This is a genomic window from Acidovorax sp. GW458-11-26-14-TSB4, assembly GCF_059423865.1.
On the sequence record NZ_JBWKYR010000027.1, the window covers coordinates 26,244 to 41,579 of the forward strand.

16 protein-coding genes are annotated in these 15,336 nt (G+C 63.5%); 4 read left to right on the forward strand and 12 right to left on the reverse strand.

Features of this window, described 5'->3' with window-relative positions; translation table 11 throughout:
* Window positions 1-13 precede the first annotated feature (13 nt).
* From AC07X5_RS29165 to AC07X5_RS29190, 6 genes are all read right to left on the reverse strand, one after another.
* Window positions 14-601: an NAD(P)H-dependent oxidoreductase gene (locus AC07X5_RS29165; RefSeq protein ID WP_494772979.1), complete on the reverse strand. Its 588-nt coding sequence runs from the start codon at window positions 599-601 to the stop codon at window positions 14-16.
* Between the two features lie 16 nt (window positions 602-617).
* Window positions 618-920 (reverse strand): 2Fe-2S iron-sulfur cluster-binding protein, encoded by a 303-nt coding sequence (locus AC07X5_RS29170; protein ID WP_409961522.1) that lies wholly within the window; start codon window positions 918-920, stop codon window positions 618-620.
* A gap of 137 nt (window positions 921-1,057) precedes the next feature.
* On the reverse strand, window positions 1,058-1,756 hold the full coding sequence (locus AC07X5_RS29175) for a TetR/AcrR family transcriptional regulator (RefSeq protein WP_494772980.1): 699 nt from the start codon (window positions 1,754-1,756) through the stop codon (window positions 1,058-1,060).
* A 22-nt stretch (window positions 1,757-1,778) separates the two neighbouring features.
* Window positions 1,779-2,309 (reverse strand): nucleoside deaminase, encoded by a 531-nt coding sequence (locus tag AC07X5_RS29180; protein WP_409961520.1) that lies wholly within the window; start codon window positions 2,307-2,309, stop codon window positions 1,779-1,781.
* 101 nt (window positions 2,310-2,410) lie between these two features.
* Window positions 2,411-2,932 (reverse strand): nucleoside deaminase, encoded by a 522-nt coding sequence (locus tag AC07X5_RS29185; protein ID WP_494772981.1) that lies wholly within the window; start codon window positions 2,930-2,932, stop codon window positions 2,411-2,413.
* Window positions 2,929-3,954 (reverse strand): ABC transporter substrate-binding protein, encoded by a 1,026-nt coding sequence (locus AC07X5_RS29190; RefSeq protein ID WP_494773005.1) that lies wholly within the window; start codon window positions 3,952-3,954, stop codon window positions 2,929-2,931. Before AC07X5_RS29190 ends, AC07X5_RS29185 begins: the two co-directional genes overlap by 4 nt.
* A 647-nt stretch (window positions 3,955-4,601) precedes the next feature.
* On the opposite strand from AC07X5_RS29190, the gene AC07X5_RS29195 reads away from it, so the two are divergent.
* Entirely contained in the window at window positions 4,602-5,624 is a 1,023-nt protein-coding gene (locus tag AC07X5_RS29195) for an isopenicillin N synthase family dioxygenase (RefSeq protein ID WP_494772982.1), read from the forward strand.
* A gap of 27 nt (window positions 5,625-5,651) precedes the next feature.
* Here the strand turns inward: AC07X5_RS29195 and AC07X5_RS29200 are convergent, their stop codons facing one another.
* The gene (locus AC07X5_RS29200) at window positions 5,652-6,131 is read right to left on the reverse strand and encodes a ribosomal protein L7/L12 (protein ID WP_494772983.1); all 480 of its coding nucleotides are present in this window, start codon (window positions 6,129-6,131) and stop codon (window positions 5,652-5,654) included.
* Between the two features lie 891 nt (window positions 6,132-7,022).
* Here AC07X5_RS29200 and AC07X5_RS29205 point away from each other — a divergent pair.
* The 3 genes from AC07X5_RS29205 to AC07X5_RS29215 are packed head-to-tail and all read left to right on the forward strand — an operon-like array spanning window position 7,023 to window position 10,722.
* Entirely contained in the window at window positions 7,023-8,231 is a 1,209-nt protein-coding gene (locus AC07X5_RS29205) for an ABC-three component system protein (RefSeq protein WP_494772984.1), read from the forward strand.
* A gap of 2 nt (window positions 8,232-8,233) precedes the next feature.
* Complete coding sequence (locus AC07X5_RS29210) at window positions 8,234-8,728, forward strand: three component ABC system middle component (RefSeq protein WP_494773006.1); 495 nt, start codon at window positions 8,234-8,236, stop codon at window positions 8,726-8,728.
* Window positions 8,728-10,722 carry a DUF3732 domain-containing protein gene (locus AC07X5_RS29215; RefSeq protein ID WP_494772985.1) on the forward strand — a complete coding sequence of 665 codons (1,995 nt, stop codon included), beginning with the start codon at window positions 8,728-8,730 and terminating at the stop codon, window positions 10,720-10,722. The genes AC07X5_RS29210 and AC07X5_RS29215 overlap by 1 nt, the downstream gene beginning before the upstream one ends.
* A 40-nt stretch (window positions 10,723-10,762) precedes the next feature.
* On the opposite strand, the gene AC07X5_RS29220 is transcribed toward AC07X5_RS29215, so the two are convergent.
* From AC07X5_RS29220 to AC07X5_RS29240, 5 genes are all read right to left on the reverse strand, one after another.
* Entirely contained in the window at window positions 10,763-11,827 is a 1,065-nt protein-coding gene (locus AC07X5_RS29220; RefSeq protein ID WP_494772986.1) for a patatin-like phospholipase family protein, read from the reverse strand.
* Between the two features lie 71 nt (window positions 11,828-11,898).
* Window positions 11,899-12,369: a nucleoside deaminase gene (locus tag AC07X5_RS29225; RefSeq protein WP_494773007.1), complete on the reverse strand. Its 471-nt coding sequence runs from the start codon at window positions 12,367-12,369 to the stop codon at window positions 11,899-11,901.
* Between the two features lie 10 nt (window positions 12,370-12,379).
* Window positions 12,380-13,147, reverse strand: coding sequence for an ABC transporter permease (locus AC07X5_RS29230; protein ID WP_409961509.1), 768 nt, complete (start codon window positions 13,145-13,147; stop codon window positions 12,380-12,382).
* Between the two features lie 19 nt (window positions 13,148-13,166).
* A complete protein-coding gene (locus AC07X5_RS29235; RefSeq protein WP_494772987.1) occupies window positions 13,167-13,991 on the reverse strand; it encodes an ABC transporter ATP-binding protein in 825 nt (274 codons plus the stop codon).
* Between the two features lie 71 nt (window positions 13,992-14,062).
* Window positions 14,063-15,097, reverse strand: coding sequence for an ABC transporter substrate-binding protein (locus AC07X5_RS29240; protein ID WP_494772988.1), 1,035 nt, complete (start codon window positions 15,095-15,097; stop codon window positions 14,063-14,065).
* Between the last annotated feature and the right edge of the window lie 239 nt (window positions 15,098-15,336).

Sequence of the window (15,336 nt, forward strand, 5' to 3'; positions counted from 1 at the left end):
GCGATGGGTGCCCTTATGCGAAGCGCGCCATGGCCTGGCCCACGCGGGCCTTGAAGGCCGCCAGCCGCGGCGGTGTGGCCACGTTCATGTGGTAGTAGGCGTGGTAGTCCACGCGCGCCTTGCCGCCGGTCAGCAGGCGCATGTAGCGCGTGACGGACTTGCGCGGCGGATCGCCCATAAGCAGCGCCGTCCAGCGCGGGCGGCCATAGGTCACCACGGCCGAGATGCGCTTGATGTGCGTGAGCGAAGGCTTGACGTTCTGCGGGTCGCTGATGTCGAAGGCCACGCCAGGCATCAGCACCCGGTCGAAAAAGCCCTTGAGCATGGCCGGCATGCCAAAGCACCAGGTGGGAAAGCAGAACACCACCGCCTCGGCCCGCAGCAGCCGGTCCACATAGCCCTGCACGGGAAGGCGGTTGCTGGGCACCTCGTGGTAGCCCAGGCGCTCCTCGCGGCTGAGCACGGGGTTGAAGCCCTCGGCATACAGGTCGCAGTCGTCCACCTCGTGGCCGGCCGCGCGCAGGTTGCGCACCACCTCGTCGTGCAGGGCCGCGTTGTAGCTGGTCTCCACCGGGTGGCAATAGATCACGAGGATGCGCATGGCGGGGGCTCCTTCTTCACAGGTCAAGCGTGAGCGTGGGCCCGTGGCTGCGCGCGCAGCACACGGCCACATGGGTGGCCTGCTCCTCCGCGCTCAGGCAGCTGTCGCGGTGGTCGGGCGCACCGGCCAACCAGCGCGTAGCGCAGGTACCGCACACGCCCTGCTCGCACAGGGTGTCGATGGCGATGCCGGCAAGCTGCAGCACGTCGGCCATGCTCTCGCCGGGCTCCACCGGCAACCGCATCTGGCTGCGCGCAAGCACCAGTTCAAAAGTCTGTTCCGTGGCGGGCAGCAGCGCTGCCGTGGCTGGGGTTTGCATGTTTGACCACTTGATTTGATCGATTGGTCAAACTATTGCAAATGCTGTGCCAGCTGGCTTTCGGGCCGTTGCTTGCTTTGCCCTGGGTCAAGGCGCCGTACAGGGGCTCTGCCACGCCCGCAAGCGTGCAGGCCTGTTCACTCTGGTGCGAAATCAGGGGCCAGGCCGCAGCCCAGCAGCACAAAGTTGGTGAGCTCGCGCACGATGGGCTCGCGGTCGATGGCCTCTTCGGGCGCCAGGCCCAGCATGATGTGCACCTGCACGCCATAGTCTGCGTAGTGCTGCGTCATGCCCCAGATCTGCATGAGCAAGAGGCGCGCGTCCAGCGGGCGCATGCGGCCCTCGGCAATCCAGCGGTCGATCAGGTCCACCTTCTGCTGGGTGGACTTCACGGCCACGGGCCAGTACCGGCCCAGGTTGCGCCCGCCGCCCAGCACCTCGGTGGTGAAGATGCGCGACAGGCCCGGGTTGTCCAGCGCGTAGTCGAGCTTCTTGCGCACATAGGTGCTCAGCACCTTCTTGGGGTCGTCGCTCTGGCTGTCGAACTGGAAGGCGCCCGACCAGCCGTTGAGCACCGAGTACAGCAACTCCTCGTACAACTCTTCCTTGCTGGCGATGTAGTAGTGCAGCTGCGGCTTGGTCAGGCCCGCGCGCTCGGCAATCGCCTTGGTCGATGCACCCTTGAAGCCATGGCGGCTGAACTCGGCAATCGCCGCCTCGCGGATGGCACCCAGGATGCGCTCGCGCCCCTGCTTGGAGCGGCTGAGCAGGGCGCCGGAGACATTGCTGCTGCCATCGGCTTCGGGTTCGGTCACGGAGGGGGCTTTGGGCGGCATGGCGGGGATTGTCGCTGGTCGCTCACGATTTCCAGAAGCCGACATGGGGGGCACTCGCCTCTTCGAGCAGGGCCGGGCCAATGCACTCGATGGCGTGCGGCGATGCGGCGAACACGTCGCGGCACGAGAGCTCGGCATCGCGCTGCTCCGCGCGCTCGCCGCGAAACTCGCGCAGCCGCACCGCGTCGATGCCGAACACCACCCGCCCGATGCCCGACCAGAAGATCGCGCCCGCACACATCACGCAGGGCTCGGCCGACGAGTACAGCGTGGCCTGGGCCAGCGCATCGCGGCCCACGCGCGGGCTCAGCTGGCGCACCGCATTGGTCTCGGCGTGGCCGGTGCAATCGCCCGTTTCGGTGGCATTGCAGTAGGCTTCGGCCAGCAGCTCCCCATCGGCCCCCACGATGATCGCCCCGAAGGGCCGGTTGCCGCGCGCCCGCGCCGTGCACGACCAGGCGATGGCCTTGCGCAGGTAGGTGCCATCGGTGTCGTCGATGTCGGCAGGGTCGTCGAACTGGTGGTGCGGCACGGCGGCCATCAGGGCATGCATGGGTGTCTCCGTCAGGATGATCGGTTGCTGTTGCCACCGCTATGCATTTGGCATGCCACGAACAATGTGTGACATGTATGCATGCCTTTCCGGGCCCGGCCTCAGGTTTTCCACGCGCCCTGGTGCGAGGTCGAGCATTCCTCGATCAGCGCCGGCCCTATGCAATCGATGGGATGGGGCGAGCTGTTGAACACATCGCGGCAGAACAGCTCGGCATCGCGCTGGTCCAGCCGCTCGCCGCGGAACACGCGCAGGCGCACCGCGTCGATGCCATACACCACGCGCCCGATGTTGGCCCAGTAGATGGCGCCCGCGCACATCACGCAGGGCTCGGCCGACGAATACAGCGTGGCGCCGGCCAAAGCCTCGCGGCTGTGCACCGGGCTGGCCAGGCGCACGGCCGAGGTCTCGGCATGCGCGGTGCAGTCGCCGTTCTCGCCCGTGGAGTTCCAGGCCTCGGCCAGCACCTGGCCGTCGGCCGCCACGATCAGGGCGCCAAACGGCCGGTTGCCGCGCGCGCGGGCCTTGTCGGCCAGTGCGATGGCCTGGCGCAGGTATTTGCCGTCGCGCTCGTCGATGCTTGCCTCCTGCGGCAGCAGCTCTACCGGGGCGGCGCCGTTCATGCCACCACCTTGCGGTCGGCCAGCGCGGGCAGGAAGGCGGCGTTGAACACCCGCTCGGGCGCAGGCTTGCGCGCCAGGTTGAACACGGCCGCCACCTCCTCGATCTGGTGCGCCAGCACGGTGCCCTGCACGCCGCCCAGGCCCACGGCCTGCGATTCGGCCGTCTGCAGGTACTGGCGCGTGATGGACCAGCGCTCGCGCTCCACGTCCATGTTCAATATGGCTTCGCGCGCCTTGATGGCGGCAAACGCCGCCTCGGGGTTGGCCAGCGTCTCGCGCAGCGCGCGGTTGCTGGCGCGCAGAAACGCCTTGGCCACCTCGGGCTTCTCCTGCAGCAGCTTGCCGGCCAGCACGGCGTTGCCATACAGGTTCAGGCCCGCCTTGTTGTATTCGAGCACCGACAGGTCCTTGGCCGGCACGCGCGCGAACAGCGACACGGCCGAGTCATGGAAATAGGTGGCCGCATCGACATCGCCGCGCACCACCACGTTGTCGCGCGCGCTGAAGTCGGTGGTCACCCAGCTGAACAGCTCGGGTGGGGTCTTGAGCGCACGGGCCACCATGGGCCAGCTGCGGCGCGTGGACTCCACGGCGGCTGCGGCCACCTTCTTGCCCTTGAGCGACTGGAAGTCGGTGGTGATGCCCCGGTCCTTGCGGCCGATGATGACGAACGGCGCGCGGTTGTAGTACTGGTAGATGGCCTGCACCGGCGTGTCTGCGTTCTGCGCATGGAACTCGGCCAGCGAGCTGATATCGCCCAGGCCGATGTCGTAGGCGCCGCTGGCCACGCGCGTGATCGAGGCGACCGAGCCCGAACCCACATCGATGCTCACGTCCAGCCCCTCGTCCTTGAAGTAGCCCTTGGCCTGGGCCAGGAAGAAGGGCGAGGTCTGGCTCGTCACGCGGAAGTCCAGCGTGAACTTGAGCGGGGTGAGCGTGCCCTGCGCATGCACGGCAGGGGCGCCCAGCGTGGCAGCGAGCGAAGAGGCGAGGGTGGTCGAGAGAAAGCGGCGGCGTTGCATCAACATGGCGGTGGCCCAGGTTCGGTGGAGTGTCCCGCACCCACAGGCGTGTGCCGCCGTGGGACCGGGTCGAACTGAGCAATTTCCGGGCGCCACCACAAGCAAGGGGTGGCAGCGCTGAACGCTTCTACTCGGCAGAGGCTGAAGCAGAAAGCGTGCCCGGGCCGCAAAAGCGCTGCGCCGCGCTGCGCGCCAAGCAGGTTTCGCCAGGGGCTTGCCTTGGCGCAAGCCGCTGCACGGCCTCTTGTGCGATAGGGCTGGCAAGCGCTGGGCACGCACCTGCGGTGCGCGGGCTTGGTGCATTGGCGCCCTGGTTTGGTGAGCGCTGGCGCACGGAGTCGAACGCTGCCGTGGGGCGCCCCTGTGGAATGCGCGACGGCATGGCTGGCCTGCCGTTTGCTAGCATCAGGGGTAAGAGTAGAAGCGTTCAGTCCAGCCCATCCGCATTGCGTGGACCGGCTGGCGGGTCATTGCTCTTGAAGCCGGTGGCGGCTTGCGTGCGGTGCGTGTGCCTGTTGAGGGCCTGCGCAGCCTGCGGGCCGTTGCCATTGTTCCCTTCAAGAGCCACATGGCGCCGCGCCGCTTCATCCTCTTCTGCGGCCTGCCGTGTGCCTTGTTTGCCATTGATCCAACGAGGAAATCACGCCATGCAAAGCACTGCCACCCCCGTCTACGAACCCACCGTCGCCCCCGACGTGCTGGGCGAGCTCGAAAAAGAATCGCGCATGGGCGGCGCGATGGACGGCGAGACCTCCACGCGCGAAGTGCGCCGCATCGACATCTCCAATTTCGATGAGCGCAAGGAAGAAATCGCCGAACAGCTGTGGGCCGCATCGGTCGACATCGGCTTCTTCCAGGTGACCAACCACGGCATTCCCATCGAGGACATCCGCGCCGCCTTCACGCGCGCAGAGGCCTTCTTCAACCAGCCCAAGGACACCAAGGCCCAGTGGCCCCTGTCGCGCAACTCCGGCTGGGAGCACAAGGCGCAGATCCGCCCCTCCACGCGCACGCCCGACCAGAAGGAGTCCTACCAGGTCACGCGCCCCCGCATGGCCGGCCTGTGGCCCACCGAGGCCGAACTGCCCGGCTTCCAGGCCGCCACGCTGGCCTTCGAGCGCCAGTGCTGGGAGGTGGGCATGCGCCTGCTCTCATGCTTTGCCTACAAGCTGGGCTTTGACGCCGACTTCTTCACCCGCGCCCACAACCCCAATGTGCCCACCTACCAGAGCACGCTGCGCATGCTGCATTATTTTGCGGTGGACCCGGCCCTCAAGGACGAACTGGGCCTGTGGCGCGCCGGCGCCCACACCGACTTCGACTGCCTCACCCTGCTGTTCCAGCGCCCCGGCCAGGGCGGCCTGCAGGTGCTGCCCGGCAAGGAGGCCGAGGGCCGCCAGTGGACCAGCGTGGAGCCGGCCGAGGGCGTGATCACCTGCAACATCGGCGACATGCTCACGCGCTGGAGCGACGACCAGCTGCCCAGCAATTTTCACCGCGTGCGCAACCCCCTGCCGCACGAGTACCAGGGCGCCCGCTACAGCCTGGCCTTCTTCTGCCAGGCCAATGAAGACGCCGTCATCGAAGGCCCGGCGAAGAAGTACCCGCCCATCACAGGCGCGGAATACCTGCGCCAGCGCATCAGCGCGAACTTCTCCAACAAGTACTGAGCGAGGGAGTGGGCGTGCGGGGCTCGCTCAGGCCCCACCGCGCATCCACAGGTAGGCGACCACAGTCGCCACCAGCACCACGGCGACCACGATCCAGTTGCCCGCGCTGCCGCTGGGCTGCTGGCCGGGCGAAAGGCCCGTGGCGCCCGCACCCATGCCAATGGATGCCGGCTCGGCCATGGACTGCTCGATCGCCTCGGCCCGCTCCTTGGCCTCCTTCAGGCCCAGGCCCTCATGGTCGCGCAGCAGGCGAATGGCCTCGATCTTGTTGCCCTCGGCCAGGGCCTGGCGCACCGCGTCGGGCACGTGGAAGCTGTCGTCCAGCGGCTGTGCCGCACGGGCCGCCACCGACACCGCCTCGCCACGCTGGTGCGCGTCGATCAGGTCCTTGGCCTCCTTGAGGCCCAGGCCCGTGGCGGCGCGCAGGCGTTTGATGGCTTCGATGAGTTGGCCTGCATCGAGTGCGGCCAGCACGTCGGGTGGTAGAGAAGGGCCGGCATGGCGCATGGCAGTCTTGTTCGGCTGTGGCGACGAGGGGTTCTATCACGCCCGGGTGCGAATGGACAGGGGCCTGGCCCGTCCTTGCATTCCGTTGCAAGGATGGGCCGTTTGAGACCCGAACCGCCCGAAAGCGGCCAGCTCACCGGCCGCACGCGGCCAAAGACATTGCCGCTTTTTACCTGGGCGCGGCGCCAAGCAGGTCGTCGTCAAGCTCGGGTCTGAGGGGGCTGAGAGCGGATGGCAAAACTCAGCGAAGCGGTTCTGGCTAGGCGCTGCGTTGCAGGTAGTACGAGCAGTACGACAAGATGTGGCAACGACGCCAGAAGAGCTTTGCTAGCCGCTCTTACTACGCGCAACGCGACGGCGCATCCGATGTCTCGCCCGGCCTGCGCGTGGAGCGTGTGGTCGATACCGTGGGCGCTGGTAACGGGTTTGGCGGTGGGCGTGGTCAGTGGCTTGCTCGAAGGCTTCAACCTGGCCCAGGCGGCCGCCCGTGGCAATGCCATTGGCGCGCGCGTGGTGCAGTTTCCGGGAGATGCGGACGGAGTTGGGGTGAGATTGCGTTGCAAAAGCGATGTTGTAAACGAGCGCTGCTGACAGCGCTTTTGCCTTCAAGCGGTCCAAGAAAAGCTTGAGTTTTTCCAGATCGTCGGTAAGCGCCAACGCCGCGCGCTTAGTTTTGCAGTGCTGGCAATCACACAAAGTTGGAGTGCTATTCCTGTTGTTGAGACGCCGACCTTGGTCCGCCACAGCGATCGGAAAGTCGAAAAATCTGAAATGGGGCTAAATACTTCCCATTTTTCGCCAGGCTCAGTTTTGAGAGATGGGCACTGATTTGCTAAGTGGTTGGTCGCTGTAATTGTAAGATGGTGTTGCTACTATCCCCGAGGGAGCAACATGGCCAAATCAACGGGCAGAAGTACATCTTCAAAGAATCGCAAGACTGAAGTGCCGGGGCAGGCACTGGGAATTGGGCTCCAGTACACCCGACTTTTGCAGTTGCTGTTGCAAGCTCCCCCTGGAAGCGCTTGCAGCATGGAGTATCTGGATGACGTCGCACTCGAAGACTCGCACAGCGTCAAGCTCGGTCAGAGCAAGAGCGCGCTTACGGCCAATCCAGTGGCAGATCGAGCCAAATCGCTGTGGAAGACCTTGTCGAATTGGGTCAGTTTGGCAGAGGATGGTGGGTGCGATCCGGATCGAACGGTCTTCGAGATGTATGTGTCGCGTCCCGTCTCGGGTCAGGTCGTCGATGCATTTTCTTCCTCCAAAACTTTAGACGCTGCGCATGCTGCCATCCAGGCTGCGCGCAGTACGCTTTGGGGTGAAGCCCCGAAGTACCTCGCGCGTAGCGGGGTCGCAAAAGAGATCGCGACCTATGTCGACAAGGTGCTTGAAGCCGATCCAAATTTGGTGGCGCGGGTCATCAAGAACTTTACGTTAACTTGTGGTTCGGGCAGCCCTCAATCGGATGTGGAAGCTATCCTTAAAACTCACCCAATTACACAGAGCAGAATCCGCGATATCGCCGATCACATGAGCGGAATCGTCAAGCGTCGTGTCGACGAGCTCTTGGAGAAGGGCAAGCCAGCCATCATCACAAGTGACGACTTTCATACTTGGTACACGGCTTACGTACAAAAAGTCGACCGGGACATGGTGTTGCGAACTCACGCCAAGCGCCCTAGCGATAAAGAGGTGCGGAGCTACCTGCCCAGAGTGTTCGTGCAGCAGCTTGATCTGATCGGCTTACCGTTCGAAGACAAGCTTGGGGCGGTGAACGACTACCTGATGGCCGCTGCGGATCGCACGGCATGGGCGGTCAGCGGAGATGTAGACCCCACCTCGTTTGATGAACTCGATACTAGCCTCAAGCGTACTTGGAGAAATAAACAACTGGCATGCAAGGTGGCGCATAGCGGAAAGGCATTTGGTGAGCAAGGCACAGCGCTTTATGCCGATTGCATGACTGTGAGTATGGCAGTTCAACAGAAGGAAGCACCTGACCACTTTATTCCGGGCTGCCTGCATCGCCTAGCCGATGACCTATCTATCGGTTGGCATCCTGACTTTGCCGCTCAACTCAAGCCTAAGAAGGCGGCTTGACGATGCTGGCAATAGAGGCTCAAAACGTACAGAACCCGGCACTAGGAGCGGCCATACTTTGGCGCTTTTGCTGCGCCTATGTCACAGCACATCCGACGAGTGGTGCACCTTCGCTGCCTACGTTGTTCGTGGTATTACCTATCGTGCTACATCAAGCCACTGCCGAGTTGCTGCGTCGCACTCGGCAAAGTTCTGGGCTGCGGGCGTTCGCGACCAAGTTTGGCGATAGCACTATCGCAAAGCAGGACCTGTTGCTGCAGATCCATGAAAGGTCGCTGCGTTGGCGAATCCTGACTATGCAGTCTATCGAGCTCGCCGCCGCAGGGCGTTTAGTTCATCTAACAGAGTCGGGTGACGTTGTGCCCCTGTCTAAGACAAAAGCTCGCGGCCTGTCTGATGAGGTAAAACAGTTGATCCATGATGCGGAGAAGCTCGGCGTTTGGTGTGGTCCGCTAACCCTGCACGAAATAACGACAACACTGAAGGTGAGACTCTGATGTTTTTCCAGATTCGTGCGATCCTACTTTGGCCCCGCAATCCCGTTTTCAAGCCTCGCCGATTGCGGTTTGACCTTGGCAAGGTGAATGTGATTAGCGGTGCCTCGCGAACAGGAAAGTCGGCGGTCATTCCAATCATTGACTATTGTCTAGGCTCCAGTACCTGCTCCATTCCCGTAAATACCATCCGCAAGCACTGCGAGTGGTTTGGAGTGATTGTTGCAACTGCTCAGGGGGATAAGCTCCTTGCACGGCGCGAACCCGGTGCCCAGCGCAATACAGATGACATGTTCTTGATGGAGGCTGACTCTATCGATGATGTTCCTCATCGCATCGTAAAAAATACCAATGCTGACGCGGTGAAGCGATTGCTCGACGATCTTGCTGCACTATCCAAATTGGACTTCACAGGCGGTGAAGAATCGACGGGCTTCGATGGTCGTCCCAGCTTTCGAGATATGGCAGCATTTACGTTTCAGCCGCAGAACATTGTGGCCAACCCAGACGTGTTGTTTTTCAAAACCAACACCTACGAGCATCGGGAAAAGCTGCGCAAAATTTTTCCCTATGTGCTGGGCGCTGTGACGCCAGCACTTATGGCTAAGCAGTTCGAATTGCAACGCACGAAGTCGGAATTGAGACGCAAAGAACGGGAGCTCAAAGAAGCTCAGGAAGTCTCGGCTCGTTGGTTGGCTGACCTTACTGCCAAGTTCAGCGAGGCGCAGGAACTCGGCTTAACACCTAAACCAGAAGAGTCGCTCACGCGTGGGCAGATGATCGAGTTGTTGGAAGAGGTTGTTGCTCGTACGGATTTGACGATGTCTGTCAGTACAGCGACGATCTCCGAGGCATTAAGTGAACTTGCTGATTTGGAACGCGAAGAGCGCGAGGTATCGCGTGATCTGACCACACTACGGCACAGGTTAGAAGAGATGAACCGTATGCGCACCGGTGGCGATCAATACGAAGCGGCCATTGGCCTGCAGCGTGGCCGTCTTCAGCTATCTACCTGGCTGATGGGGCAAGCCGACGGCGAAGCTGACTGCCCTATGTGCGGTAGTCACACGGAATCAGCTCGAAAGAAACTCGACGGGCTGTCCGCCCGTTTACGGGAGGTCGAAGCCGAGGCAGGAGTGGACAAAGAAGTTCCGGCAGCCTTTGATCGTGAACTTCAGCGCGTGACTACCGAGGTTGAAGTGACGACTGAGCGACTTCGTTCGGTCCAGCTTCGTAAGCGCGCGCTGTCGGGCCGCTCCAAGCAAGCCAGCGAACGGCAGTTTGCTGCAAAAAAAGCTGAGCGCTTCGTTGGAAATCTTGAGGCCGCTCTGGATCTCCATCGCCGATTGGGCGGCGACAGTGGATTGGTTGATGAAGTGGGGAAGTTGCGCGAAAAAGTGAAAGGCCTCGATGCTGAATTGGGCGAGCAGGATGTAGATTCGCGCAAGCGTCGCGCACTCAGTGCTGTCAACAGCTATGCCGGACGTTTACTGCCGTTTCTTGATGTGGAAAATCCCAACGATCCCATCTCACTGGAGATCAGTGACCTCACGATCAAGGTTCGCGGGACAGAGCGCGACGATTACTTGTCAGAAATTGGCAGTGGATCAAACTGGCTCTCCTATCACTTGGCCATGCTTTTGGCGCTCCATCAGTTTTATCTTTCCCAGCCAAACAGCCCAGTGCCGGGATTTTTAGTGTTAGATCAGCCTAGCCAAGTTTACTTTCCTAAGAACGTGGCGCGACGTCCTGACGAAGAAGAGCAGGAGGTGCAGTTGCGTGATGAGGACGTCGATGCCGTGCACAAAGCATTTGAGGTTTTGGCCAAGGTAGTGTCAAAGGCCAAAGGCAAGCTTCAGGTGATCGTACTGGATCATGCGTCCCGCGATCTGTGGGGCGACATACCTGGAGTCGTTGGACTGAAGGAGTGGCGTGATGGCATCAAGCTCGTGCCTATAAAGTGGCTCAAGGGTGACGCTGACGACATAGCTACCTAGCGCCACATCGAATTTGCTCGCGGGTTGAATCCAGCCAGCCTTACCTACCTGACCCTGGTGCCCCCAAACACCCTTCCCCCATCCCCGCCATCCCCGCCAACTTCTGCAAGCTTGACCGCTTCTCCAGACACGCCTTGTACTCCGCCTCCCGCACCTTCTCCTGCGCCAGTTGCGCGGCACGCGCGCGCTCGGCCTGCAGTTGGGCAATTCGTTCGCGGATCTGGGGCATGGCGGCCAGTGCGGCTTTTTCGCCTTCGAGGATGGCGCTGGCGCGCTGGGCGAAATCGGCGGGGCCGATGTCCAGCACCTGGGGGCGGATCACCACGTCGGCGCGGGCCAGTTCGGCCTCGCCCAGCTTCTGGCCCATGATGGCGATGGACTGGCCCAGGGTGCCCAGCATGTCGCCGGGCGTCTTGCCGCGGGCCTTGTTCGAGATGTCCACGGCCACCACGATGTCGGCGCCCAGCTGGCGCGCGGCGTCCACGGGCACGGGGCTCACGATGCCGCCGTCCACAAAATGGTACTTGCCGATGGTCACAGGCTGGAACACGCCGGGCACGCTGCTCGAGGCGCGCACGGCCTGGCCGGTGTTGCCACGTGCGAACACGGTGCGCTCGCCGTCCTCCAGGCGCGTGGCCACGGCCACGAAGGGCTTGGCCATCTGCTCCAGGCTTTTGCGGCCCACCTGTTCGTTGACGTAGTCCTCGAGCTTCTTGCCCACCACCAGGCCGCCGGATGACAGCTGCAGGTCGCGGATCTTGGCTTCGTCCAGCGCGACGGCTTTTTCCTGCATGTCAAAGGCGTTCATGCCACTGGCGTACAGCGCACCCACCACGGCGCCCGCGCTGGTGCCCGAGACGACGGCGGGCGCATAGCCATTGGCCTCCAGCATCTTGATCACGCCGATGTGGGCAAAGCCCTTGGCCGCACCGCCGCCCAGGGCAATGCCGACCTTGATGGGGGCGGGCGCCGATCCCGTTGCCGCAGTGGCAGGGGCGGCTGTTAATGCCGGGGGCTGGCTGGGGGCGGTGCCGCCGCCGCATGCGGACAGGCCGGCCACTGCCAGTGCAAGCGCCAGGGGGCGCAGAAAAGTGTCCAGGCGCATGCCGAAAGATCCTGTATCAACCACAGGGCGGCGAGTATATCGGTGGCACCTTTCCGCAGTCGCGGCCAGGGTCAGCGCCAGAAGTCTTTATGCAGCGCGGTGATTTCGTCTTCCAAGGCCGGCACCGGGCCCAACACCTCGGTGGCGCGCTGGCCCGCCGCAAACACCGTGCGGCAGGGCAGGTCCAGCGTGGGGTTCTCAGGGTGGTCGCCGGTCAGCGCCTTCAACGCCGACTCTTCGGCGCCGTAGAGCACGCGGCCGATGCCGGCCCAGTAGATGGTGCCCGCGCACATGGCGCAGGGCTCGAAGGTGGTCACCAGCGTGCACTGCGCGAGATAGGAACCCGGGTAGTTGGCCGCCGCAGTGCGCGCCAGGGTGCTCTCGGCATGGTTCACGGTGTCGATGTTGCCCTGCTCGGCCAGCACGGTTTCGCCATCGGGCGCCACCAGCAGGGCGCCAAAGGGGTGGCGGCCCATGCCCATGGCGCGCTGCGCCACGGCATTGGCGCGGCGCAGCAGTGTGGCCGCCTGCGCTTCGCTCAACGCCGTCGTGTTATTCACCTTGCGAACCACGGTGCGCCCAGCCGGTGGTGCGCTTCTCGACCCAGCTGAACAGCTCGTACATCACCATGGCCATGGCGCCCACCACCATCAGGCCGGCAAAGGCCAGGCCCATCTGCATGGACGATCCGGCGCTGATCAGCAGGTAGCCGATGCCCTCGTTGGCGGCGGTCATCTCCGACACGGTGGTGCCCACAAAGGCCAGGGTGATGGCCACCTTGAGCGAGCCGTAGAAGTACGGCATGGAGCGCGGCAGGCCCACCTTGGTGAGCACGTCCCAGCGTTTGGCGCCCAGCACGCGCAGCACGTCTTCCAGCTCGGGCTCCAGCGTGGCCAGGCCGGTGGCGATGTTCACCATGATCGGGAAGAAGCTGATCAAGAAGGCCGTGAGGATGGCCGGCCCCACGCCAATGCCGAACCACACCACCAGAATGGGCACGAAGGCCGCCTTGGGCAGCGCGTTGAAGGCCGTCATCAGCGGGTACACGGCGGCATACGCCAGGCGCGATGATCCGATCAAAAAGCCCAGCAGCACGCCGACCACGATGGCCAAACCAAAGCCCGCCATGGTGACCCAGAAGGTGCGCCAGGCATGGGCGGCGATGACGCCGCCAAACTCCACCAGCTGCGTGCCGATGGCCCAGGGGCTGGGGAAGATGAATTCCGAGACATTGAACGCCGAGCAGATGATCTGCCATAGCAAAACAATGGCAACGAGCAGGATCCAGGGGGACCAGCGTTCCGCGGTTTTCTTGTGCATGGTGTGTCTGGATGCTTATCTATTGCTGGATGGGCGCGCCGCTCTTGCGCATCGCGCCAATGTGGCCGCGCAGCTCGTGCACGATGTCGGTGAACTCCTTGGTGTAGGTGATCTCCAGGTCGCGCGGGCGGGGCAGCTCGATGTCGCGGCGCACCACGAAGCGGCCGGGGCTCTTGCTCATCACGTACACCGTGTCGGCCAAAAAGACCGACTCGCGCAGATCGTGCGTCACCAGGATCACGTTGAATTTCTGCTCGGCCTGCAGGTCGCGCAGAATGCACCACAGCTCTTCGCGCGTGAAGGCGTCGAGCGCGCCGAAGGGCTCGTCCAGCAGCAGCATCTTGGGCTCGTGGATCAGCGCGCGGCAGATGCTGGCGCGCTGCTGCATGCCGCCCGACAGCTGCCAGGGGAACTTGTCCTCATACCCACCCAGGCCCACCTTCTGCAGCAGGGCGCGGGCGCGGGCTTCGTACTCCTTGCGCTTTTGCTTGAAGTTGCTGCGATGGGGCTCCACGATCTCCAGCGGCAGCAGCACGTTGTCGACCGTGGTGCGCCAGGGCAGCAGCGAGGGCGCCTGGAAGGCCATGCCCGATATCTTGAGCGGCCCGGTCACGGGCTTGCCATCGATCAGGATCTTGCCCATCGAGGGCATCTTCAGCCCCGTGGCAAGCTTCATGAAGGTGGACTTGCCGCAGCCCGACGGGCCCACGATGGCGATGAACTCGCCCTGGCGGACCTGCAGGTCGATGGCCTCGACGGCAAAGTGGTTCTTGGCGAGCAGCTCTTCGTTGTACGCGAGCCAGACATCGCGGAAGTCCACGAAATAGGAATCGGCAGCCTGCATCAGGGGTCCGTAGGTAAAGGTTGCGCACCGGGCCGGGTGGCCGGCCCGGTGCGTTTCAGGGAAGGCGGCGACTACTTCTTCGGCAGGATGTTGAGTTCGGCCGTGCTGGGCAGGTACGCGTCGGTCCACACATCCTCGGCCTTCACGCGGGTCTTGGTGTTGAAGGCGTCGGACACCTGCGATGCCATCAGCGACAGGCGGCCGGGCACGGCCTTGCCGAAGCCTTCGGCGCGCGCGTCGGGGCTGTTGATCACGGTGTCGATGGCCAGTTGCAGGCGGCGCGTTTCCAGCGGCACGTTGACGATGCCGTCGCGCGCCTTCACATGCTCGATGGAGGCAGCGGGGTTGGCCATGACTTCCTTGGCGCCCTTGGTGAAGGCCTTCAGGAAGGACTTGATCGCCTCGGGGTTCTCCTTGATGAGCTTGGGCGAGGCGATGATCACGTTGCCGTACAGCTTCACGCCGAAGTCGGCATAGGGCAGCACCACCACGTCAGATGCCTTGGCGCCGCGCGCCTCCAGGTTCAGCAGCGAGGTGAAGGTGAAGCCGGTGATGGCGTCCACATCGCCGCGCACCAGCATGGTTTCGCGCAGCGGCGGGTCCATGGCGGTCCATTGCACGCTGCCCACGCTGTTGGCCTTCTGGAAGATGGGGAAGGCGCGGCGGCCGGCGTCGAACACCGGGGCGCCCAGCTTCTTGCCGGCCAGGTCGGCCGGCTTGGCGATGCCGCTCTTCTTGAGCGCCATGACCGAGGCGGGCGTGTTGTTGTATACCATCATCACCGCCACCGGCTTGTTCTGCGCGTCGGGGTTGTTGGCGTGGAATTCCATCACCGCGGCCAGATCGGCAAAGCCCATGTCGTAGGTGCCCGAGGCCACGCGCTGCACGGCGCCGCCCGAGCCGTTGCCGGCGTCCACCGTCACGTCCAGGCCGGCGGCCTTGAAGTAGCCCTTGGCCACGGGCTGCAGGAACAGGGCGGCAGGGCCTTCGAAGCGCCAGTCCAGCTGGAACTTGATGGGCGTGGTGGCCTGGGCCTGGGCAGCCAGGGAGAAACCGCCAGCGGCGGCCAGCAGCACGGCGGCTTGCAGGAGGGTACGTTTGTTCATGCTTGGGTTCCTGTCGGTGGGTGGCAGAGGACGGCGGGGCGGTGCGGTTGCACCGCGGCTGTGCCATGCAGGGGAATCAGCAAAAACGATGCCTGCTTTCCTGTATGCAAGGCCGTTTTGCGGACTATTGTTCGCCACATTGGTGCATGCCGGACTGCAGGTTTTCCCGAAATGGTGCACCAGGCGTGTATGCCACGGTGGTACATCGTTGATTCACCACAGCTGTGCGGGATTGGGAA